The sequence below is a fragment of the Christiangramia oceanisediminis genome (assembly GCF_022570735.2).
GTDB lineage: Bacteria > Bacteroidota > Bacteroidia > Flavobacteriales > Flavobacteriaceae > Christiangramia > Christiangramia oceanisediminis.
Genome location: NZ_JANCNS010000002.1, coordinates 1,138,143 through 1,160,404 on the forward strand (window position 1 = coordinate 1,138,143; position 22,262 = coordinate 1,160,404).

The following is a 22,262-nucleotide window of genomic DNA, read 5'->3' on the forward strand; positions in this document are numbered from 1 at the left end:
GCAGGAAATTTCCTGCATTTTTATAGGCTAGTATAGTGGTTTATTTTTAGAACTGAAATCCAACTCCAAGCTGGAATCCATTGTTTTTGATCGCATCATCATCGAAGCTATCACTGTCGAATACATCGGTAAAACCCTGAACATATCTTCCGTTCACGAAAAAACCGTTGTTGAATTTATAACTGGCACCAAATGCACCACCAAATTCGAAAGTATCGGCTAGTTCAGAGTCGGTTTCAAGGTTAATACTGTTGCTTTCAAAATCGTACTCTTCTTCAACCAGAAAGTTAAAAGATGGTCCGGCTTCGAGAGCAAGTCCGTCAATGATATAGAATTTAGCGATCAAAGGGACCTGTATGTAATCCAATTGATATTCCCCGGTGATTCTATCGCCAAAAAATACGCGGGTAGCTTCGGTCCCCTGGGTAGAATACAATGCCTCCGGCTGAATAGAAAATCGATCACTTACTGGAATTTCAGCCAAAAGACCAATATGGAATCCGGTACGGCTGTTATTATCTTCAAAACCATCTGAAGTCATGTTAGTAAAGTTAACTCCACCCTTAACCCCAAAATTCCAGTATTCCTGTGCCTGGGTGTTTAAACTAAATCCTAAAATTGCGATTGCAACTAATAAAACTGTCTTTTTCATCATTTTCATTTTTATTTGAGACCAAATGTAGGTAGCATCCTGTTAATAAAAATTTAAGCTCAGGCTAAAGTATTGCCAAGCTTGGAACCACAATATGGCTATATTTAACACATGAAATGGCAGCATGCATTGCAGGATTACCTACATTATTTAAAGCTGGAACGCGGACTATCAGCTAATTCCATCGATAATTACAGGCTGGATGTGACTAAACTCATACAGTACCTTGATGTTAACGAAATCAAGGTGAGTCCGCTGCTTATTTCAGATAAGATCATCCAGGAATTCATCTATTCAAGCTCTAAAAAGCTGAATCCACGTTCACAGTCCAGGCTTATTTCAGGGCTTCGGAGTTTCTTCGGTTACCTGGTTTTCGAAGATTACCGAAAATACAATCCACTGGACCTGATGGAAGCTCCAAAAATCGGACGGAAACTGCCTGATACCATATCCATTTCGGAAGTTGACCAGATCATCGGTGCGGTGGACCTGGGTAAGAATGAAGGTGAACGAAACCGGGCGATCATTGAAACCCTGTATGGATGTGGCTTACGGGTTTCAGAATTGATTGACCTCCGCATTTCTGATCTGTTCTTTGAGGAAGGCTTTATTAAAGTAACCGGGAAAGGCGATAAACAGCGTTTTGTTCCCATTTCAGAATACACCATGAAATTCATCAATATCTATAAAAATGAAGTGCGGGTTCACCAGGATATAAAACCGCAGGCCACCGATACCCTATTCCTTAATCGAAGAGGAAATAAGCTCACACGGGCGATGATCTTTACGATCGTACGCAGGCTGACCGAAGCCGCCGGAATTCGGAAAAAAGTGAGTCCGCATACCTTCCGGCATTCCTTTGCCACCCACCTGCTGGAGAATGGAGCAGATCTAAGGGCAATACAGCAAATGCTGGGACATGAGAGCATAACCACCACCGAAGTATATGTACATGTAGACCGCTCGCATTTGCGACACGTCATGGAAAGTTTTCACCCCAGGAAGTAGGTATTAAAGTTCTGCTAAACCAAACTCAAAATTTTCATTCGATAAACCGAAGCTTTAAATTCATAAAAAATTGAATCATGAAGCAATTAACTTTCAAGAATGGTGACAAACTGGACGCCATAGGACTGGGAACCTGGAAATCTGAAAAAGGCGAAGTTACCAAAGCGGTAAAAATAGCTCTTAATAACGGCTATAAACATATAGACTGTGCCGCGGTTTATGGTAATGAAGCTGAAGTTGGCCAGGCCTTTTCAGAAGTTTTCAGCGAAGGAAAAGTAAAACGTGAAGACGTTTGGGTGACCTCCAAACTCTGGAATAACGCCCATAAAAAGGAGGATGTGATCCCCGCATTAAAGCAAACATTAAAAGACCTGCAACTGGATTACCTGGACCTATACCTAATGCACTGGCCGGTTGCTTTCAAACCTGAAGTGGAAGGTTTCCCGGAATCGGCAGATGATTACTTCTCGTTAGATGAAGTGCCGCTTAGTGAAACATGGGGAGCTATGCTGGAAGCCAAAAAAAAGGGTCTTGTTAAACATATTGGGGTTTCCAATTTCAGTATCCCGAAATTAAAGGAACTCATGGCCGATACTGATCATGCTCCTGAAATGAACCAGGTGGAACTACATCCCTATCTGCAACAGGACGAATTACTGGAATTCTGCAGTAAAAATGAAATCCATGTTACCGGTTATTCACCACTTGGCAGCGGAGACCGGCCCGACGGCATGAAAGCCGATGATGAACCTTCCCTGCTGGAGAATCCAACCATAAACAAGATCGCAAAAAAACATGGGGCCAGCCCGGGACAGATCCTGATCAAGTGGAGTGAGCAGCGCGGAACTGCGGTGATCCCAAAATCTACCAATGAAAATAGGATCAAGGAGAATTTACAAAGCGCCGGTTACCAGCTGGACGAAGAAGATCTTAAGGAGATAGCCGATCTTGACAGGCATTTTAGATATGTGACCGGTAAGTTCTTCGAGATGGATGGGAATTCCTATAAGAATATTTATGATGATTAAATTTATTGTCATTTCGATCGAAGGGAGAAATCTGAATAAAATAGATGTCTCACCTGGCGTAACCAGGTTCGAAATGACTTCCAAAGAAAATTGGAACAAAAAAAGGCCGTTCGATCGAACGGCCTTTTTTTATGAATCAAGTAAAATTTTATTTGGCAACATTCACTGCCCGGGTTTCCCGGATAACAGTTACTTTAACCTGACCTGGATAGGTCATATCTGTCTGGATCTTCTGGGAGATCTCGAATGACAGGTTAGATGCTTTTTCATCAGAAACCTTTTCGCTTTCTACGATCACACGTAGTTCTCTACCCGCCTGGATAGCGTAAGCCTTTTTAACTCCACCAAATCCGAAGGCAATATCTTCAAGATCCTTCAATCTTTGAATATAAGAGTCAAGCACCTGTCTTCTGGCTCCTGGTCTTGCACCACTAATCGCGTCACAAACCTGTACAATAGGCGAAAGTAAAGAGGTCATTTCTATCTCGTCATGGTGAGCACCAATAGCGTTACAAACTTCTGGCTTCTCCCCGTGTTTCTCTGCCCACTGCATACCAAGGATGGCGTGAGGTACTTCGGTTTCTGTTTCTGGCACCTTACCAATATCGTGAAGCAGACCGGCACGTTTTGCCAGTTTTGGGTTTATTCCAAGTTCGGCAGCCATCACTCCACAAAGTTTTGCTACTTCTCTTGAATGCTGTAGCAGGTTTTGACCATACGAGGAACGGTATTTCATTCTACCTACCATTTTGATCAATTCTGGCTGAAGACCATGGATTCCTAGGTCTATAACCGTTCTTTTACCGATATCGATTATTTCTTCTTCGATCTGTTTACGGGTTTTCTTCACCACCTCCTCGATACGGGCCGGGTGAATCCTACCATCGGTCACCAGTTTATGAAGGGACAAACGTGCTACTTCTCTTCGAACCGAATCAAAACAGCTTAAAATGATCGCTTCCGGGGTATCATCCACAATGATCTCCACTCCGGTTGCGGCTTCCAGCGCGCGAATATTACGACCTTCACGACCAATAATTCTTCCTTTTACATCATCGCTTTCCAGGTTAAATACTGAAACGCAGTTTTCTATAGCTTCTTCGGTCCCTATTCTCTGAATAGTGTTGATAATTATCTTTTTAGCTTCCTGCTGTGCGGTTAATTTGGCCTCTTCCACCGTGTCCTGGATCAGGGTCATGGCGTCGCTCTTGGCCTGGTCTTTCAGGGATTCTACCAGTTGAGCCTTGGCATCTTCGGCTGAAAGCCCCGAGATCACTTCAAGCTGCTGAACCTTACTATTGTGCAGCCTGTCTATTTCTTCCTGTTTCTTTTCAAGATATTCTACGCGGTGGTTATAATCGGCGATCTTATCTTCAAGATCCTTGTTTAATTTCTTGTTCTTTCCAAGCTCATTGGAAACATGTGATTCTTTATCCTTTATTCTTTTTTCGGCATCATTGATCTTTTTATCACGGGCAAGGATCACCTTTTCATGCTCCGACTTTAGTTCGATGAACTTTTCCTTAGCCTGGAGGATCTTGTCTTTTTTAATGCTTTCTCCTTCTGCTTTCGCTTCCTTAAGGATACTGGCCGCTTCTTTTTTGGCGCTGGCAATCGTATTGGAGGCCTGTTTCTTTTCCAGCATTTTCGCAATTCCAAAACCGAGGGCCAGCCCAATTACCACGGCAATTGCTATAGTTAGTATTTCCATTTACTCATTATTTAGATATATAAAAAAAGCCTGTATTAGATGGGTTTTGTTATAAACTCCTTAAAATCAAGTTTAGGGCTAACAAGCTGATCAAGAATCCGCTCTCCCGTAAGGGACACGGCACGCTTTTACAACTTAGACTCACCCTTTTTAAAGAATTCGTGTTGAGTTTATCAAAAAAGCACTAATACAGGCAGTAACCTTGTTTATTTTAAGAACTTAAGAAGCCAAATGCTTCTGCAGCAGATCATTAAGTGATCTTAACTTCTCTTCTGCTTCAATCATTTCGCTCGATTTATCAATATTTTTCTGCTCGGTCTGGGCGGCGAACTGTAATGCGCACATCGCCAGAACATCCTGCTTATCCCTAACGGCATAATTCTGCTCAAATTGTTTGATCATGGCCTCGATCTTTTTGGCCGCTTTCCGTAAACCTTCTTCCTGACTAGGCTGAATGGTTAGCGGATAAACGCGATCTGCAATCGATATTTTGATCTTTAACTTCTCTTCCATGATCCTGAATTATTCAGATAACTGAACGATACACTGATCGATCTCCCGGATCAGGCTGTTTATCTTGAGCTTTGTCTCTTTTTTATGGTCGGTACTGCCAAGCATCGCGTTTGCTGCTTTCAAGGATTGAATTTGATCGTTAGAAAGCTGTAAATCGCCTTCCAGCTTCTCATATTCAGTTTTAACAGAATCCAGTTCCCTTTGAAGTGCTTCATTAGACTGCTTTAATAAATCATATTTATGAAGCAGCTTACTAATTCTATTCTCCAGGTTATCAACTATTTCTGTTATTTCACTCATAAGCACTAAAACCGATGTGAACCCTTACAAAGTTAACATACGCTTTCAAATATCCAATACTTTTTTTGGCGCATTTCAGGGATTAATCAACAATCCTGATAATTCTCTGTACGTAAGCCGTTTAATTTTGAGCGAAGATTATGTAACTTTACCGCGAGGTTTAAAAATGTATTTACCCCCAGATTTATGAAGATTGTAGCAAGCCTGTTTTTATTGTTTATTATTTCCACTTCGTTAGCCCAGGCACCGGTGCCAGAAGATTATTTTCAAAGTCCTTTAGAGATCCCTTTGGTTTTATCAGGAACCTTCGGCGAATTGAGGTCCAACCATTTTCACAGCGGCCTGGACATCAAAACCCAGGGACGGGAAGGCCTGGCCGTTCTGGCTTCAGCCCCTGGCCACATCAGCCGTATCAATATTCAGCATTATGGCTACGGAAAAGCCCTTTACATTCAGCATCCCAATGGCTATACCACGGTCTACGCCCATTTGAAGGAGCTGGCTCCGAAGATCAAGGAGTATGTAAGAAAACATCAATATTCCAAGGAGTCTTACGAGGTTGAACTTTTTCCGGAAGCCGGAGAACTGCAGCTGGAGCAGGGCGAAGTGATCGCCTACAGCGGAAATACCGGCGGAAGCGGTGGCCCCCACCTTCATTTCGAGATCAGGGACGGCAGCCAGCGACCCATGAACGCACAGATGTTCGGGATAGATGTGGAAGACACCCGAAAACCTTTAATTGAAGGCGTTTTTGCCTATGCCATAGGTGAAGATGCTCATGTAAATAACGCCCAGGCTAGACAAAAATTAAGACTCATCCCATTACAGGACGGAACTTACACAACGAACGAAGTAGAAGCCTGCGGGGAAATTGGCTTCGGTGTTTCTACGGTAGACCAGCAGGACATGGCTTACAATAAGAATGGTGTTTACCGAATTGAAGCCAACCTGAACGGCGACCAGGTATTCGAAGTCAACTTTGAGAAATTCTCCTTTGCTGAAACCCGGCATCTTAATCAGCTTATCGATTATGAATATTATGCCAATCACCGAAGCAGGGTTCAGAAATTGTTCAGGGAGCCCAGCAATCCGCTAAGCATTTATGGAAACCTTGAAAATGAAGGAAAACTGAATATCAAGGACAGCATGGACTACCAGTATACCATTAAGGTTACCGATATTAAAGGAAACGAAAAACTGGTGAGAATCCCTATTAAGGGGCAACAAAGCGAAAACATTAAAAAAAGACCAGATAATAGCACCGAATATCTGGCAAGTGCCACGGAAGGATTTTCGGCGAAAAATGGCAATATTGATATTTATATTCCTGCAGGAAGTCTTTACCAGGACGCTTACCTGGACATCAACTTTTTGGGCGATACGGTAGATATACATAAGGATGAGATCCCTGTTCACTCGAATTTCACAGTTGGTTTTGATGTAAGCAACTACGCCGAAGAAGAGAAAGATCAAATGTTCATAGCCAGGCTTTCAGATAATGGCCGACCAAGTTATTCCACTACTTATAAAAAAGGAAACCGCTTTACCACCGGTACCAAGACTTTCGGAAGATATACTTTGCGGAAGGATACAAAAGCGCCCGATGTGAGACCCGTGAATTTTTATGACGGGCAATGGATCTCTTCGAACGAAACACTGAAAGTCAAAATATCAGACGATCTTTCGGGGATCAATTCATACCGCGCAACCGTTAACGGAAAGTTTATCCTGATGGAATACGAATACAAGAACAATACGCTTACCCATCATTTTGATGACGGGGTGGTGACCGATACCGAAAATGACCTGAAGGTGATCGTGACCGATAATGTGGGAAATACCACCACTTATAACGCGAAGTTCTTCAGAAAATAATATTCAAATTGTCACCCTGAACTCGTTTCAGGGTCTCTAAAATGAAACTGAAATTTCCGAAGCTTAGTAAAGAGTAAGCATACAAATAAAAAAAGCTGAACCGGTTGGTTCAGCTTTTTAGTTTACTATAGAATTGGATTCGACCTAAGTCTCGATGAATTCCTTTAAGGTCTTCACCACGTAGTCGATCTCCTCTTTGGTATTATATCTCGAAAATGAGAATCTAATTGAAGGTTTTTTCAGGTCTTCTTCCGGAAGAAAAGCGCTTAAAACATGTGAACCCTTGTCACTTCCACTCTGGCAGGCACTCCCTTTGGAACAGGCGATCCCTTTCAAATCCAGTTGAAACAACAACATCAGGGCTTTCTCTGCACTCACCGGCAGGCAAACATTGATCAATGTATAAGTGGATTTTTCAGGATTGGTACATTCCCCGTTGAATTTTACACCGGGAATGCTGGCTTTTAACTCGCTGATGAAATGCTGCTTCAGCGAATGTACATATTCGCGCTCTTCGTCGATATTTTCATAAGCCAGTTTTAAGGACTCCTCCAAACCAACGATATTATGAACTCCTTCGGTTCCTGCACGGTGACCTCTCTCCTGCTCTCCTCCAAAGATCAGTGGTTTTAAACCTGAATTCTTTCTTACAAAAGCAAAACCAACTCCCTTAGGCCCATGAAATTTATGAGCACTTACAGCAGTAAAATCAACAGGAATTTCAGCAAGATCTACTTTAAAATGACCTATGGACTGTACAGTATCTGAATGAAATAAGGCCCCATAAGATTTGATAAGATCGGCCGTTTTCTTAAGATCAATCATATTGCCAATCTCGTTGTTCACGTGCATCAAACTTACCAGGGTTTTCTTATCGGAGGTTTTCAGGCGGTTTTCCAGGTCTGAAAGCCTGATATTTCCTTTTTCATCAAGATCTACATATTCGATCTCCACATCATAACATTCCTGCAACTGGTTAACGGTATAAAGAACCGCATGATGCTCGATTTTTGAGGTAATGATACGTTCAACTCCGAGGTCTCGAACAGCAGAGTTCAGGGCCAGGTTATCGGCTTCGGTTCCACCAGAAGTAAAAACGATTTCAGACGCCTTCGCATTCAGGATACCGGCTACCGTTTTACGAGCCTGCTCGATCAAGGATTTAGATGATCTTCCATAACTATGGGTAGAAGAAGGGTTTCCGTAATTATCTTTTAAAACCCGTGTCATTTTATCTACCACTTCCCCTCGAATCTGAGTGGTTGCTGCCGAATCGAAATAAACGTTTTTCATAGGCGGCAAAAATAAAGTAAATAAAATAATTTCCCACTTCTCTTCTGTATAAGTTTGATTCCTTTATTTTTGTTGCAAAAGCATCCTGAATGAAACGATTATTCCTGGCAATTTCAATACTCATTTTCCTGAATTCCTGTGATGATGGAGACCTGATCGTGACCAGTTTTGATTTCGAAGACAGTAACCTTGATTTTTGCAATGGACCGAATAAAAGTGTATTCTATGCGGTAAATTCCCAGGATGTTTTTGAAAGCTTTTCGCTGGAAATAAACAATAGCCAGCTGGATCTGGATGAAGATGGAGATCTTATTCCCGGAGATCCTTCCGGTGCCCCTGTAAGCATCCAATTAAATAACAACAACAGGGTGGTTTACAGGATCTACAACACCAGTCTTCCTTCAGGGGCCAACAACTACTTTTGCAGTGTGGTTCCTCCAAGCTCTCCCCAGGTGATCGAGGAATGGGTAAGCGGCACGGGCGGAACGGTGACCATTCGCACTTTGTTTGCAGATGAAACCGGCAGCGCCGACTCCGATGGAGACGGGCTCACCAACCTCGAGGAAGGATGGAATGTAGAATTGAGGGATCTACCAGATACTGATTCTGATGGTATCCCAGACTACCTGGATGTGGATGATGATGGGGACAACGTTCTTACCAGAGTTGAATTGACAAATGGAAATGATGATCCTTTAAACGAGGATGGGTATCCCGATAATGATGAAGATGGTATCCCGAATTACCTTGATGAAGACGATGATGGAGATGGTGTCCCAACCCGTTTGGAAGTAACAGAAGAAAATCCAGAAAATCCATCTCTTTTTCAAACGGCAGAAGGAATTCCTAATTACCTGAATCCTGAACAAACCCAAAGCTTCGAACACGATGAATATATTAATCACAATATCACCCGTGCCTACCGTTACCAGGTGATTATCGATGACCTAAGTTTGACCAACCAGGATGGTTCCGGGGAAACGATTCGATATGAAACCTATAACCTTGGCTCATATGCGCAGGGCGGGGTATTATTTGAATTATGCCCGTCCCAGGATCCTGAATGCAATGACGACGAAACCGAAGAAGAGCCTGAAGGCGAAGAAGAAAATTAATCAGGCATTCTGGAAAATATAAACCTCGGTGGCACCCAGGCCATATTTCTGGTAATCGGCATCATAGAATTTAACATTAGCATACCTGCCTAACAGGTATTCCAGCTCCATTTTTAGCACACCTTCTCCAACCCCGTGAATAAAAACGATGCGCTGGATGCGTTTGCGAATGGCAAATTCCAGTTTGTGCCTGGCCGTATCCAACTGCAGATTCAGAATTTCATGATTGCTCATTCCCTTGGATGATTTTATCAACTGATTAACATGAAGATCAACCTCCATGGGTGGTTGCTGCTTATCCTTGGTTCTTAGCGGACGTGATTTTGGCTTTTTGGGCACCGATTTCTCTTTCAGGATTTCATCGAGATCGATCTGTTCCTGGCTAAGATCCTCGATTTCATCTGAAATTTTAACCAGCTCGTTTTTAGGAAACGTCATGATAAAACCCTCGTCGGTTTTGATCTGAACTTCATCTCCATTCACCTTTTCTACGCGACCACTAAGCTCATCATCCAGCAATTCTACTTTATCTCCTGGTTCAAAATCCATGATTCGCTTTATTTATTTTCAGCATCCTCCTCGTGATCATCTTTAGTGGCTACCCAAAAATTGGTGGCCCTGTACAATCCTAACATAATGATCACCAGACCGATGATCTTAAAATATGGACTTATATCCTCCCCGGTTAATGTATAAATAAGAATTCCTGCTCCAACCACGATCAGGATCGTGTTCAACACCTGTGAATTATTCATTTTCAACGATTTATACTTAAAACACCACCTAACTAAGTGCTTTATTTGCTAATTTCAGGCAAATTTATGGCTTTCATGAAGCTTCCTCTGCTTTTTTTAATGATTTTTAGTTTTTGTAGCTCAACGGCTCAACTATATATTTCGCCTTCAGAACATGAAGATAGTTATCTGTATGTTCGGGACCGGCTGTTATTTGTTAAGAATGAAATTCATTTAACCGAAAATAAAAAGAAGGAAACTGCCGCAAGTATCTACCTGCGCAAGGATGCGCAGTTATTACAGGTTGATAAACCGCGGAATAACAATACGGGTGACGGTAGTCTTTCTGTATTTCAAACAGGAACCTCCAACGCCTATGATTATAATTACTGGGGCCTTCCAGTAGCTGTAAATGGCAATTCTGACAAGCTCAGCGATATTATATTCGATCCAGCAGGCCCAACCGTGAGTAGGAATTCTCATTTGATCTCGGCACTTGACGGGAAGTCCAGTCCGCTCAGCATCTCTAACCGATGGCTGTATAGCTTTTCGGGGACCAATTATTCTCACTGGATTTCCCTGGGTCACCACTTCAGTTTAAAACCAGGTGAAGGTTTTACCATGAAAGGCGTAAACGGCGAGAACCTAACGGAGATAGAGGGAATTCCGGTTAATCCCGGCTCTGCACAAACCTATGATTTCAGGGGAATTCCGAATGATGGTACAATTGAATTAGCTATTACAGCAGACCAATTGCTCCTTGTAGGAAATCCATATCCTTCTGCTCTAAACCTGGACAGGTTTCTAATCGATAATAAATCCATTACCGGGATTGCTTATTTCTGGGACTCCAAACCTGGTGGAACATCTCATTACCTGGCCGATTACGAAGGTGGTTACGGAACCTATTCTCCGGGTGCCGGCATCTATGTTCCGGCCGTATTCCGAAAACAAACAGGCGAAGAAACCGGTGAAGCCGGCAGTTATATAGCCAGGCAGGTTAGCCCGGTTGCCCAGGGTTTTATGGTTAAGGGTAAAAATAACGGAAAAATTATTTTCCAGAACTCCCACAGGCTCTACCAAAAACAGGAAAAAAATGTCTCGGAATTCAAATCTCCGGAAACGAACATCCCTGCCATTCGATTGAGCATTGAAATGGATTCGGTTTATACCAGGCAACTGGTTCTCGCTTTCCGAAGTGACTCCAGTAAGGATGAAGATCACGCCATGGATGCCAGGAAACTGGACGAAACCGCGGCTGATGTGAGCTGGGATCTTTCCGGGGAAAAATTCGTTATCAATGTTCGGCCAAAGGTTGATGAAGAATTAATCCCGTTAAAAATAGCCCTGGAAAAAGAAACCGAACTGAAGTTCTACATTCAGGAACTCCGGTATTTCGATCCTGACAGGATATTTTTATACGACTCTAAAGACGACCTGTATTTTGGGATCAAAACAGGTTATCTAAAACTGAAACTGCCGGCAGGAAACTATTCCGACCGGTTTTTTATCAGTTTCCTTGAAAAACTTCCCCCTGTAACGACCACCGACCAGGCCGGAGAAACTTTCAAGTCTAAACCTCCTAATGTTTTGCTGAACACTATTGACATCTACCAGAATAACAGGCAGGAACAATTAGAAGTGAAGATACTTTATGATACAGGCCTGGAATCGGTTCAGCTATTCGATCTCAATGGCAAGCTAATCTTTAAGCAAAACCTGAAGGATAATCCAAAAGAATTTAATTTTTCAACAGGAAAATTGAGTCCGGCTGTTTATATTGCTAAGGTCAAAACGAGCGATAACAAGGAACTCACTAAAAAGATTGCTGTAAAGAATTGACCGGACTGGAAGAATATATGTTACCCTGCCTTAATCGCAGCCTGTTTGGAATAGAGTGCACTGGTTGTGGAGCGCAGCGTGCAGCTGTAATGCTTTTTCAGGGTGAATTCGTTTCTGCCTTTTTGCTCTATCCTGCGATTTACAGCCTGCTTGGACTTGCTGTTTTCCTTTTCATAGATCTTTTTTATAAATTTAGGCATGCCTATTCTATTAAGATTGGGTTGATCATTTTTAATGCAGTGATTATTGCCGGTGCTTATATCATCAAAATGTTTCACTTTTTCAACTAACCAATTAAATCCTAATGATGGAAAGAAGAGAATTACCTAATTCCACCCTTATTTTAGTTTTTGGAATCCTGTCTATCCTGGGCTGCTGCTGTTATGGTGTCCTGGGAATTGTATTCGGAATCATCGCCCTGGTGATGTCTAAACGAGCCATTGAACTCTATAATGCTAATCCTGAGCTTTACACTGGTTATCAAAATGTAAAGACAGGACGGATCCTGGCGATCATTGGTCTTGTGCTAAGTGCTTTTAGCCTTATAAGCATCATAATAAGCCTGATCATTTACGGAGGCTTTGAAGGTATCAATGAAATGCAACAGGAAATTCTAAGAGAATACGGCGGATAATATCCAGTTTCAGCCATAAAAAAAGATCCCGCATTTCTGCGGGATCTTTTTTTATATACAGACTTATTTCTATTTCTCGAATTGCTTCAAAGTTGAAGTGATTATATTCACACAGTCCCTTAACTGCTCTTCGCTCATTACCAAGGGTGGTGCAAAACGAATGATATTACCGTGAGTTGGTTTTGCAAGAAGCCCGTTTTCCTTCAAGGCCATACAAATATCCCATGCAGTTGTGCTTTCAGGAGAATCGTTGATCACGATCGCATTCAATAATCCACGTCCTCTTACCAGGTTTACAATATTCGATTCACGAATATAATCATCCATTAACCTCCTGAATAATTTCCCCATTTTTCGTGCATTCTGGGTAAGCTGTTCATCCCGGATCACATCAAGGGCGGCAACCGCAACAGCTGCAGCAACCGGGTTTCCACCAAAGGTAGATCCGTGCTGGCCTGGCTGAATTACATCCATCACTTCATTATCTGCCAGTACGGCTGAAACCGGGTAATTCCCTCCGGAAAGAGCTTTTCCCAGGATGAGAATATCTGGTTTGGTATAGGTTTCCTGGCGTTCACAATGTGCTTCACAGGTACAGTGACCGCAAACGGCTAAAAGCCCTCCGGTTCTTCCAATCCCGGTCTGGATCTCATCAGCCATAAACAACACATTGTATTTAGAACAAATATCTTTCGCCTTTTGCATAAAATCATCGGCTGGAGTATACACCCCGGCTTCTCCCTGGATAGGTTCTACCAGGAATCCTGCAACATTGGGATTAGCTTTCAACGCAGCTTCCAGCGCTTCTGGATCGTCATAAGGTATCTTAGTGAATCCTGGAGTATAGGGACCAAAATTACGTCGCGCATCCTCATCATTAGAAAAGGAGATCACGGTTGTGGTCCTCCCGTGGAAGTTATTCTCGCAAACGATGATCTCAGCTTCAGTTTCCTTAACACCCTTGCGCTCATAAGCCCATTTCCTGGCTATTTTGATAGCGGTTTCAACGGCCTCTGCCCCGGTGTTCATCGGCAGCAGTTTATCGAATCCGAAGTATTCTGTCGCGTACTTCTCGTAAGCTCCTAATACATCGTTATGAAAAGCTCTTGAAGTAAGGGCCAGTTTTGACGCCTGTTCGTGCATGGCTCCCACGATCTTGGGGTGGCAATGCCCCTGGTTCACCGCGGAATAGGCCGAAAGAAAATCGTAATATTTATTACCTTCTACATCCCAAACATGTACTCCTTCTCCCCTGCTCAGCACTGCTGGCAATGGGTGATAATTATGAGCACCATGCTGGTCTTCGAGTTTAATAGCTTCTTCTGAAGAATTGATCTTAGGTAATGGCATGTAATTTTGATTTTTTGATTTAGTCTTTACAATTCCTTCTTTATCCCATAAAATAAGGCCGGAAGGGAGAGAAATCACCCCAAATTCGAATTCCTGCAAATTACTAAATGTTTGCTGAAAATTTCAAGCTGCATTTATTTAAATCTTGTTAATTATCCTATTTTTGCGCTATGGGAAGACGAAACAAGAACAAGCTTTTTACAGAAATAGAGGTTGTTGATGCAGGTGCAAAAGGTAAGGCGATCGCCAAATCCCCAGACGGAAGAGTGATCTTTATAGATAATGCTGTTCCGGGAGATGTCGCCGATGTGCAGACCACTAAAAGAAGAAAGTCTTATTACCAGGGAACGGCCACCCAGTTCCATAAATATTCAGAAAAAAGGACAGAACCTGTTTGCCAGCATTTTGGGACCTGCGGAGGTTGCAAATGGCAGAACATGGACTACAAATATCAGCTGGAATACAAGCAAAACGAGGTTGTAAATAACCTTCGCAGGCTTGGAAAGATCGAGCTGCCCGAAATTACTCCCATCCTTGGCAGCGAAAACATCTATTTTTACCGCAATAAGATGGAATTTTCCTTTAGCGATGCCCGCTGGCTTACCCAGGAAGAGATCCAAAGCGGGAAGGATATAGAAAACCGAAATGCCCTTGGTTTCCATATTCCTGGAATGTGGGACAAGATCCTGGATATCAAAAAATGTCATCTGCAGGACGATCCAAGCAACGCGATCAGGAATTTCGTAAAGGAATTCGCTACCGAACACGAGCTCGAATTCTTCAATACACGAAACCAGGAAGGTTTGCTTCGTACTCTTATGATACGAACCTCGTCTACCGGCGAGATCATGGTTCTGGTTCAGTTCTTTGAAGACCGAAAAAATCAGCGGGAACTCTTGCTGGATGCTATTTCAGAAAAATTTCCAGAGATCACATCACTTCAGTACGTGGTGAACAATAAGCCTAACGATACGATCTATGACCAGGAAGTGATCTGCTACAAAGGCCGTGATCATATTTTCGAGGAAATGGAAGGCCTTAAGTTCAAGATAAACGCCAAGTCTTTTTACCAGACGAATTCAGACCAGGCCTATAATTTATACAAGATCGCCCGGGATTATGCGAACCTGCAGGGAGATGAGCTGGTATACGACCTGTATACCGGTACCGGGACCATTGCCCAGTTCGTGGCGAAAAAAGCTAAGAAAGTTATAGGTGTTGAGGCGGTTCCTGAAGCGATCAAGGACGCTAAAGAGAATGCTGAACGAAATAATATCGACAATACTGAGTTCTATGTTGGGGATATGCGAAAGGTGTTTACTGAATCCTTTATCGCTAAACACGGAAAACCCGATGTGATCATTACCGATCCGCCGCGTGATGGAATGCATAAGGATGTGGTGGCGCAAATTATTGGTATATTGCCTGAACGAATTGTTTATGTGAGTTGTAATTCAGCTACCCAGGCCAGGGACCTGGCCTTGCTTGATGAGCATTACAAAGTCACCGCGACCCGTGCCGTGGATATGTTTCCTCAGACTCATCACGTTGAAAATGTGGTTTGTTTAGAAAGACGTTAAATGAATAAAAATTTCCTTTTACTCCTTTTCTGTTTATTAGGCCTTATGGGCTGTCAGCGTGATGATATTTGTCCTGAATCAACTGCAACCACTCCGCTACTTATAATACGGTTTTATGAAAATGTAGAACCATTTGAGGCCACGGCTCCGCAAAACCTGAGCATTCGGGAAGAAGGTAACGAGGAATACGCAACGGTAAGAAATCAAACAGGTAATGTAATTCGTTATTTCAGATACACCCAGGATAGCCTGGCAATACCTTTAAGAACAGATAATGATGTCACCGATTATGAATTTACGGTAAACACTCCGCAGGCTTCAGAGGAAGAACCCGTAGATCCCGGGAATACCGATATTCTTCGGTTTTCCTACGGAAGACAGGAAGAATACATCAACAGGGCCTGTGCCTACAAAGTAAATTATGTTGGCCTGAAGGTTGAGCTGGAAGAAGGAGAAGATGGAAACTGGATAGAGGAAATTCAAATAGAGAATGCAAATATAGACGATCAAAACCAGGCGCATGTTTCGATATTTTTCTAGTCTTGTTGTTTTTCTGCTCCTCTTCGGAAAAATGAATGCCCAGCAAAACCCCGCTGCGACAGATAGTTTAGAGTACAAGGAAAAATTCGGTCTCAGGCTTGGGGTAGATCTCAGCAAACCCATAAGAAGCCTCCTGGATGACACTTACAGCGGACTCGAGATCGTTGGAGATTACAGGGTCTACAAGAATTTTTATGCAGCCGCCGAATTAGGTAATGAACAAAGAACCTTTGAGGGCGATAATATACAAACCAGCACTACGGGAAGCTATATCAAGCTCGGAGGCGATTACAATGCCTACGACAACTGGGAAGGCATGCAAAATGCTATTTTCGTTGGTGTTCGCTATGGCTTTGCTACCTTTTCTCAAACCCTTGAAGAATATCGAATCTATACTTCTTCAGATTATTTTGGTCCTGATATTCGCGAAGAAGATGTTGAAGTTACGGGTTTAACCTCCAACTGGGTAGAACTGGTAGCGGGTATCAAGGTTGAAGTTCTTAATAACCTGTTCCTTTCAGCAAACATTCAGCTCAAAAGACGAATTGGCCAGAATGCACCATCCAATTTCGATAACCTGGTGATCCCTGGATTTGGCCGAACCTACGATAACAGTAGCTTTGGAACCGGGTTCGGCTATACGGTTACTTACCTGATCCCATTCTTCAAAAAAGCGATGAAATAATTAATTTTTTGACGCCTTCTTCGATCCCTGGTAGATCACATATTTCAACAACCTTCCTTCCAGTCCGGCATTAAAAAGCTTGATCTTTCTAGATGCACGCAGGCCAACGCTCTTGATGGCTTCAGAATTCGAGGTAAAGAACCAGGCATGGGTTCCGTGATAATTCTGCTTTAAAGTATCCCCGATCTTAGAATAGAACTCTTCAACATTTATCTCCAGTCTTTCACCATACGGCGGATTAAAAACCATATGCAAATAGTCTTCATTCTCCTTTTGAGTCTGAAAGAAATTTTGCTGTTCGATCTCAATAAAGTCTGAAAGGTTCGCATTCTTCACGTTTTCCTTTGCTTTCATGACGGCTGAAGGAGCCTTATCAAAACCTCTGATCTTATAATGGAAATCCCTGACCTTCTTCATAGTCGATTCCTCGATCTTTTCAAAAAGATCTTCATCCCAGTCCTTCCACTTTTCGAAAGCGAATTCCTTTCGATTCAAATTTGGCGGAATATTACAGGCGATCATGGCCGCTTCGATTGGAATGGTACCACTTCCACACATGGGATCCAGGAAATCACACTGGCCCTGCCAACCGGAAAGCAATAACAGGCCGGCTGCGAAAACCTCGTTGATTGGAGCTATATTGGTAGCTCCCCTGTAACCCCGTTTATGAAGAGAATCCCCAGAGCTGTCGAGCGAAACATTACAATTATTCTTTTCGATATGTATGTTAATACGCAAATCTGGAAAATCGAGATCCACATCAGGTCTTTTTCCGAATTTCTCACGAAAGCGGTCTACGATTGCGTCTTTGGATTTAAGCGCTACATACTGGGAATGCGTAAAAATTTCTGAATGTACGGCAGAATCTATGGCCAGGCTTCCATTCACATCCAGAAAATCCTCCCAGGGTAATTTTTTGATATTATCATAGAGTTCCTGTTCAGAATTCACCTTGAAACTCTCGTAAGGTTTCAGGATCTTTATCGCCGTTCTAAGGCAAAGATTCGCCTTATACATAAATCCCTTATCGCCAACAAAGCTCACCATACGGTTGCCCTGTTTGATATCCACCGCACCAAGGTCCAGTAATTCCTTTGCCAGGATCGCTTCAAAACCGTAAAGGGTTTTTGCGATCATCTTGTAGTTATTCGCCATAATCCTGCTTTATAGAACGACAAAAATAAATTAATTTTGTAGGGTAACTATAATAATTGCCGGATAGTTGGAAGAACTTCCCGCTACCAGCCCTCAACCAACCTGTAAAATTTGCAATCACAACTGTATATCTATCTCCTCCCGGTACTCGCAGTGGTAGTGGGATACCTGATCTCTCTTTTTCTAAAACCCGGAAGTTCCTCAGGATTCAAATTATTGCTGGCCTTTAGTGGGGCTTACCTGCTTTCAGTGACCGTTTTGGAGCTCTTACCCGATGTTTACCAAAACGGAAATTCTGAAATAGGAATTTTCATTATGCTTGGCCTGTTACTACAGATCTTCCTTGAGTTCTTATCAAAAGGAGTGGAACACGGACACCTGCATTTACATGAGAAATCTTCTTTTCCAGTTTTACTCCTGGCGAGTTTGAGTTTGCATTCCCTGTTGGAAGGTTTTCCACTTGATGAGAATACCCATTTATTGCATGGCGTGGTGGTCCACAAAATCCCTGTAGCGGCTATCCTTTCGGTTTTTCTAATTCATAGTAATTTGAGCAAGCCCAGGGTTTTTATGTTCCTCGCATTTTTCGCTGCCATGACTCCGCTGGGTAACTGGCTGAAGAATAATATCGAAGTGATCGCAGAATATTCACAATACGTGAATGCAGTGGTCATCGGAATTTTTCTTCATGTTTCCACTACCATCCTTTTTGAGTCCTCAAAAAATCACTCTTTTAACGCTACCAAGCTCGGAGTGGTGATCCTCGGGATACTTTTAGCCTATTTTATTTAATATGTTCAGCAGGGAGGAATCAAAAAGGATAAGACAGGAATTCTGGACCAGCTTCGGAAAAGAATTTCCGCATAAATGGCTGCTGTACAATACTAAAATGAAGGAGATTCAGCTGAAATTTACTTTCGACCGAAAAAAAGCCCAGGTTTCTTTAGACATTTCTGATGAAGATGAGTTTATACGGGCCTACTATTTCGAAAAGCTGGAATCCCTTAAAAAGATTCTTGAATCGGAATACTTGCCTGAAGCCATATTTGATGATTCCTATGAACTACCTGAAGGGAAGGTCATTTCCAGGATCTATACTCAACTCGACAATGTGAGTATGCATAAAAAATCTGACTGGCCACTGGTAAAGACTTTCCTGGCCCGGAATATGATCCAGCTTGAAGAGTTTTTTAAAGATTTTGAAGACTTTTTGAAAAGCTAGTTCAACCCAGTCTTTTAAAGATTTTCATACCATCTAAATTAGTTATCCTGGAATCTAGTCATAATTCTGAAATCAGATTATACCAGGAATTATTCCAATTATCAACCTGATAAAAAAGGACCCAATAAATTCATTTTTTGGGAATTAAACCACCTGTTTTTCAAGGTTTTATTAGTATATTAAGTAGCTTTTGAATTTTCCAAATTCCACCCGTCTAAGATTCTTCACACAAGACAGGTTTTCAGGGGCAGAAATCTTTTTATTAATTAAAACGTATTGAATTATGAGTACAACACAAACGACCGAAAAGAAGCAGATCCAGAAACCAAAATTCAAGGATAAGTATGATAATTTTATCGGAGGAAAATGGACGGCACCTGTAAAAGGTGAATATTTTGATAATATTTCGCCTGTGGACGGAAATAGCTTTACAAAGGTCGCCAGATCTACCGAAGACGACGTTAATAAAGCAATAGACGCAGCATGGAAGGCCGCTCCGGAATGGAATAATTCCTCTGCAGCTACCCGAAGTAACCTGCTTTTGAAGATCGCAGATATCATGGAAGAGAACCTGGAAGACCTCGCTAGAGCCGAAACCTGGGACAACGGGAAGGCCGTTCGGGAGACACTGGCGGCCGATATGCCACTGGCAGTGGATCATTTTCGATATTTTGCCGGGGTTATAAGGGCTGAAGAAGGCTCGGTTAGTGAACTGGACTCCAATACGGTTTGCGTAAATGTAACAGAACCTCTGGGAGTGGTGGGACAAATCATTCCTTGGAATTTCCCAATCCTTATGGCCGCATGGAAATTGGCCCCTGCCCTGGCCGCTGGAAATTGCGTGGTTCTAAAACCGGCAGAACAAACTCCAGTTGGCATCCTGCTTTTAATGGAACTCATTGAAGACGTTCTTCCGGCAGGTGTATTGAATATCGTAAATGGTTTTGGTGCTGAGGCAGGAAAACCTTTAGCTTCTAGCCCCCGCATCAGTAAAGTTGCATTCACCGGGGAAACTACTACAGGGCAGTTGATCATGCAATACGCTTCGAAAAATGTCACACCAGTGACCCTTGAACTGGGAGGAAAATCTCCAAATGTCTTTTTCAGTAGTATCATGGAGGCCGATGATGATTTCTTTGATAAATGCATTGAGGGTGCAGTGATGTTTGCACTTAACCAGGGAGAGGTATGCACCTGTCCTTCAAGGTTATTGATTCAGGAAGATATATATGACAAGTTCATTGAGCGTGTGATCGAAAGAACCGAAGCCATCAAGCTGGGCCATCCCCTTGATCCTGATACCATGATGGGTGCGCAGGCATCTAATGATCAATATGAGAAGATCCTTAATTACATCAATATTGGTAAGGAAGAAGGCTGCGAGGTATTAACCGGAGGAGAAAAAGCATTCAACGAAGGTCTTGAAGGCGGTTATTATATCAAGCCAACCATTTTAAAGGGAAATAACAAAATGCGTGTTTTCCAGGAAGAGATCTTTGGACCAGTTGTTTGCGTCACCACTTTTAAGGATGAAGCCGAAGCTATTGAGATTTCAAATGATACGCTTTACGGTTTAGGTGCAGGGGTATGGACGAGAGACATGCACCAGGCTTACCAGATCTCAAGAGCCATTAAAGCTGGACGGGTTTGGGTAAATAACTATCATAATTATCCAGCACATGCTCCTTTTGGAGGTTATAAAAAATCTGGTATTGGCCGGGAAAACCATAAAATGATGCTGTCACACTACCGCCAAACCAAGAACATGCTGATCTCTTATGATAAGAAAGCAATGGGCTTCTTTTAGAATATGTATAGAAGAGTAGATATAACCGAAGATGCTGTACGCATCTTAGATGCCCTAAAAGAGCGGCATGGTGATCTCATGTTTCACCAAAGCGGAGGTTGCTGTGATGGCTCTTCTCCCATGTGCCTGGAAAAAGGTGATCTTCTGCTGAACGAAAACGACGTCTGGCTGGGAACGGTTCATGGGTGTGAATTCTTTATGAGCAAAGATCAGTTCGAATACTGGAAACACACCCATCTATTAGTGGATATCACAAAAGGGAGAGGTTCCAGTTTTTCATTGGAAATTCCAATGGGAGTACGTTTTGTTATCAAATCAAGAATGTTCAAACCTGAAGAGCTCGAAGATCTTCAACCTATAAAACATGGAGAAGAGTTCATAGATTGAATATTCTTTGATAGCTTATTAAAAAAGGAAAGTCGGCGGTTAGTCGGCTTTTCTTATTTTTAGCCTGCATTAAACCATCTAAGTCCTGTTATGAAAATTCCGAATTTGGAAACATCACGACTTTTACTTAAAAAAGTAGTGAACGAAGACCAACAAAATATTTATAGGGGCCTGTCCCATCCTGAAGTTATCAAGTATTACGGTGTAAGTTATTCCACATTTAAAGAAACCGAAGAGCAAATGCGTTGGTATTCTAATCTTGAGAAATCAGGTGCCGGAAGGTGGTGGAGTATTAGAGTTAAAGAAACTGAAGAATTTTGCGGTGCTATTGGTATCAACGATCATCATCCTGAACATAACAAGGCAGAAATTGGCTTCTGGTTACTACCCCAATTTTGGGGACGGGGATTGATACAGGAAGCGGCTGAAAGCCTTATCCATCACCTTTTTGAAGATCTAAAATTAAATAGATTAGAGGCTTATGTGGAAGCTGCTAATAGTAAGTCCTCAAGAGTTCTTGAAAAATTAGGATTTATTCATGAAGGTACTATGAGAGATTCTGAAATTAAGAACGGGGAATTTATTGATGTTAAGATCTATGCCAGGTTAAACCGGTAAAAGGCGCGTGAAGAATAATTCCTTTAAAAGCATTTTTTATTAATCCAAAGGCATTATTCATCTTTCACCTTTTCCCATAAAAAAACCCTCACCATAAGAATGATGAGGGTTTTCAAAAGGAAGGCGGCGACCTACTCTCCCACAATGAAAGCAGTACCATCGGCGCTAACGGGCTTAACTTCTCTGTTCGGAATGGGAAGAGGTGAGCCCCGT

24 protein-coding genes, 1 rRNA gene and 1 other RNA gene are annotated in these 22,262 nt (G+C 42.3%); 15 read left to right on the plus strand and 11 right to left on the minus strand.

Features of this window, described 5'->3' with window-relative positions; genetic code table 11:
• Nucleotides 1–46 precede the first annotated feature (46 nt).
• Nucleotides 47–652: a porin family protein gene (locus tag MKO06_RS12620; protein ID WP_241552056.1), complete on the minus strand. Its 606-nt coding sequence runs from the start codon at nucleotides 650–652 to the stop codon at nucleotides 47–49.
• 111 nt (nucleotides 653–763) lie between these two features.
• Between MKO06_RS12620 and xerA the strand changes: the two genes are divergently transcribed.
• Nucleotides 764–1,660: a site-specific tyrosine recombinase/integron integrase gene (gene xerA / locus MKO06_RS12625; RefSeq protein ID WP_241551507.1), complete on the plus strand. Its 897-nt coding sequence runs from the start codon at nucleotides 764–766 to the stop codon at nucleotides 1,658–1,660.
• A gap of 77 nt (nucleotides 1,661–1,737) precedes the next feature.
• Nucleotides 1,738–2,688, plus strand: coding sequence for an aldo/keto reductase (locus MKO06_RS12630; RefSeq protein WP_241551508.1), 951 nt, complete (start codon nucleotides 1,738–1,740; stop codon nucleotides 2,686–2,688).
• A gap of 148 nt (nucleotides 2,689–2,836) precedes the next feature.
• On the opposite strand, the gene rny is transcribed toward MKO06_RS12630, so the two are convergent.
• The 4 genes from rny to MKO06_RS12650 all read right to left on the minus strand — a co-directional run bounded on the left by rny (nucleotide 2,837) and on the right by MKO06_RS12650 (nucleotide 5,212).
• Nucleotides 2,837–4,399, minus strand: coding sequence for a ribonuclease Y (rny, locus tag MKO06_RS12635; protein WP_241551509.1), 1,563 nt, complete (start codon nucleotides 4,397–4,399; stop codon nucleotides 2,837–2,839).
• Nucleotides 4,400–4,452: 53 nt separating this feature from the next.
• A non-coding RNA gene (gene ssrS, locus MKO06_RS12640) (6S RNA) lies at nucleotides 4,453–4,569 on the minus strand.
• 49 nt (nucleotides 4,570–4,618) lie between these two features.
• On the minus strand, nucleotides 4,619–4,912 hold the full coding sequence (locus MKO06_RS12645) for a cell division protein ZapA (RefSeq protein WP_241551510.1): 294 nt from the start codon (nucleotides 4,910–4,912) through the stop codon (nucleotides 4,619–4,621).
• Between the two features lie 9 nt (nucleotides 4,913–4,921).
• Entirely contained in the window at nucleotides 4,922–5,212 is a 291-nt protein-coding gene (locus MKO06_RS12650) for a hypothetical protein (protein ID WP_241551511.1), read from the minus strand.
• Between the two features lie 186 nt (nucleotides 5,213–5,398).
• Between MKO06_RS12650 and MKO06_RS12655 the strand changes: the two genes are divergently transcribed.
• A complete protein-coding gene (locus tag MKO06_RS12655) occupies nucleotides 5,399–7,087 on the plus strand; it encodes a M23 family metallopeptidase (protein ID WP_241551512.1) in 1,689 nt (562 codons plus the stop codon).
• 144 nt (nucleotides 7,088–7,231) lie between these two features.
• Here the strand turns inward: MKO06_RS12655 and MKO06_RS12660 are convergent, their stop codons facing one another.
• Nucleotides 7,232–8,380 carry a cysteine desulfurase family protein gene (locus MKO06_RS12660; protein WP_241551513.1) on the minus strand — a complete coding sequence of 383 codons (1,149 nt, stop codon included), beginning with the start codon at nucleotides 8,378–8,380 and terminating at the stop codon, nucleotides 7,232–7,234.
• An 89-nt stretch (nucleotides 8,381–8,469) separates the two neighbouring features.
• On the opposite strand from MKO06_RS12660, the gene MKO06_RS12665 reads away from it, so the two are divergent.
• Nucleotides 8,470–9,495 (plus strand): hypothetical protein, encoded by a 1,026-nt coding sequence (locus MKO06_RS12665; RefSeq protein WP_241551514.1) that lies wholly within the window; start codon nucleotides 8,470–8,472, stop codon nucleotides 9,493–9,495.
• Here the strand turns inward: MKO06_RS12665 and MKO06_RS12670 are convergent, their stop codons facing one another.
• Both MKO06_RS12670 and MKO06_RS12675 read right to left on the minus strand, forming a co-directional pair.
• The gene (locus tag MKO06_RS12670; protein WP_241551515.1) at nucleotides 9,496–10,044 is read right to left on the minus strand and encodes a Smr/MutS family protein; all 549 of its coding nucleotides are present in this window, start codon (nucleotides 10,042–10,044) and stop codon (nucleotides 9,496–9,498) included.
• 8 nt (nucleotides 10,045–10,052) lie between these two features.
• Nucleotides 10,053–10,250 carry a hypothetical protein gene (locus MKO06_RS12675; protein WP_241551516.1) on the minus strand — a complete coding sequence of 66 codons (198 nt, stop codon included), beginning with the start codon at nucleotides 10,248–10,250 and terminating at the stop codon, nucleotides 10,053–10,055.
• Between the two features lie 75 nt (nucleotides 10,251–10,325).
• Here MKO06_RS12675 and MKO06_RS12680 point away from each other — a divergent pair, with 75 nt between their 5' ends.
• Genes MKO06_RS12680 through MKO06_RS12690 form a run of 3 tightly spaced genes read left to right on the plus strand, consistent with a single transcriptional unit; the run spans nucleotide 10,326 to nucleotide 12,705 of the window.
• Complete coding sequence (locus MKO06_RS12680; RefSeq protein WP_241551517.1) at nucleotides 10,326–12,071, plus strand: T9SS type A sorting domain-containing protein; 1,746 nt, start codon at nucleotides 10,326–10,328, stop codon at nucleotides 12,069–12,071.
• 17 nt (nucleotides 12,072–12,088) lie between these two features.
• Nucleotides 12,089–12,361: a DUF2752 domain-containing protein gene (locus MKO06_RS12685; protein ID WP_241552057.1), complete on the plus strand. Its 273-nt coding sequence runs from the start codon at nucleotides 12,089–12,091 to the stop codon at nucleotides 12,359–12,361.
• 17 nt (nucleotides 12,362–12,378) lie between these two features.
• Nucleotides 12,379–12,705 (plus strand): CCC motif membrane protein, encoded by a 327-nt coding sequence (locus tag MKO06_RS12690; protein WP_241552058.1) that lies wholly within the window; start codon nucleotides 12,379–12,381, stop codon nucleotides 12,703–12,705.
• Nucleotides 12,706–12,774: 69 nt separating this feature from the next.
• Here the strand turns inward: MKO06_RS12690 and rocD are convergent, their stop codons facing one another.
• Entirely contained in the window at nucleotides 12,775–14,055 is a 1,281-nt protein-coding gene (gene rocD / locus MKO06_RS12695) for an ornithine--oxo-acid transaminase (protein ID WP_241551518.1), read from the minus strand.
• 170 nt (nucleotides 14,056–14,225) lie between these two features.
• Here rocD and rlmD point away from each other — a divergent pair, with 170 nt between their 5' ends.
• From rlmD to MKO06_RS12710, 3 genes are read left to right on the plus strand one after another with little or no spacing between them, the layout of a single operon-like run.
• Nucleotides 14,226–15,635, plus strand: coding sequence for a 23S rRNA (uracil(1939)-C(5))-methyltransferase RlmD (rlmD, locus tag MKO06_RS12700; RefSeq protein WP_241551519.1), 1,410 nt, complete (start codon nucleotides 14,226–14,228; stop codon nucleotides 15,633–15,635).
• Nucleotides 15,636–16,175 carry a DUF6452 family protein gene (locus tag MKO06_RS12705; RefSeq protein WP_241551520.1) on the plus strand — a complete coding sequence of 180 codons (540 nt, stop codon included), beginning with the start codon at nucleotides 15,636–15,638 and terminating at the stop codon, nucleotides 16,173–16,175.
• A complete protein-coding gene (locus tag MKO06_RS12710) occupies nucleotides 16,156–16,860 on the plus strand; it encodes a DUF6048 family protein (RefSeq protein ID WP_241551521.1) in 705 nt (234 codons plus the stop codon). Before MKO06_RS12705 ends, MKO06_RS12710 begins: the two co-directional genes overlap by 20 nt.
• On the opposite strand, the gene MKO06_RS12715 is transcribed toward MKO06_RS12710, so the two are convergent.
• Nucleotides 16,861–18,015, minus strand: coding sequence for a THUMP domain-containing class I SAM-dependent RNA methyltransferase (locus MKO06_RS12715; protein WP_241551522.1), 1,155 nt, complete (start codon nucleotides 18,013–18,015; stop codon nucleotides 16,861–16,863).
• 111 nt (nucleotides 18,016–18,126) lie between these two features.
• Here MKO06_RS12715 and MKO06_RS12720 point away from each other — a divergent pair, with 111 nt between their 5' ends.
• The 5 genes from MKO06_RS12720 to MKO06_RS12740 all read left to right on the plus strand — a co-directional run bounded on the left by MKO06_RS12720 (nucleotide 18,127) and on the right by MKO06_RS12740 (nucleotide 22,049).
• Nucleotides 18,127–18,807: a ZIP family metal transporter gene (locus MKO06_RS12720; protein ID WP_241551523.1), complete on the plus strand. Its 681-nt coding sequence runs from the start codon at nucleotides 18,127–18,129 to the stop codon at nucleotides 18,805–18,807.
• A 1-nt stretch (nucleotide 18,808) separates the two neighbouring features.
• Entirely contained in the window at nucleotides 18,809–19,237 is a 429-nt protein-coding gene (locus MKO06_RS12725) for a DUF4268 domain-containing protein (RefSeq protein WP_241551524.1), read from the plus strand.
• A 283-nt stretch (nucleotides 19,238–19,520) separates the two neighbouring features.
• Nucleotides 19,521–21,044: an acetaldehyde dehydrogenase ExaC gene (exaC, locus tag MKO06_RS12730; protein ID WP_241551525.1), complete on the plus strand. Its 1,524-nt coding sequence runs from the start codon at nucleotides 19,521–19,523 to the stop codon at nucleotides 21,042–21,044.
• 3 nt (nucleotides 21,045–21,047) lie between these two features.
• Complete coding sequence (locus MKO06_RS12735; protein ID WP_241551526.1) at nucleotides 21,048–21,431, plus strand: DUF779 domain-containing protein; 384 nt, start codon at nucleotides 21,048–21,050, stop codon at nucleotides 21,429–21,431.
• A gap of 90 nt (nucleotides 21,432–21,521) precedes the next feature.
• Entirely contained in the window at nucleotides 21,522–22,049 is a 528-nt protein-coding gene (locus tag MKO06_RS12740) for a GNAT family N-acetyltransferase (protein WP_241551527.1), read from the plus strand.
• 118 nt (nucleotides 22,050–22,167) lie between these two features.
• Here the strand turns inward: MKO06_RS12740 and rrf are convergent.
• Nucleotides 22,168–22,262 (minus strand): 5S ribosomal RNA (gene rrf, locus MKO06_RS12745); the annotation flags it as partial.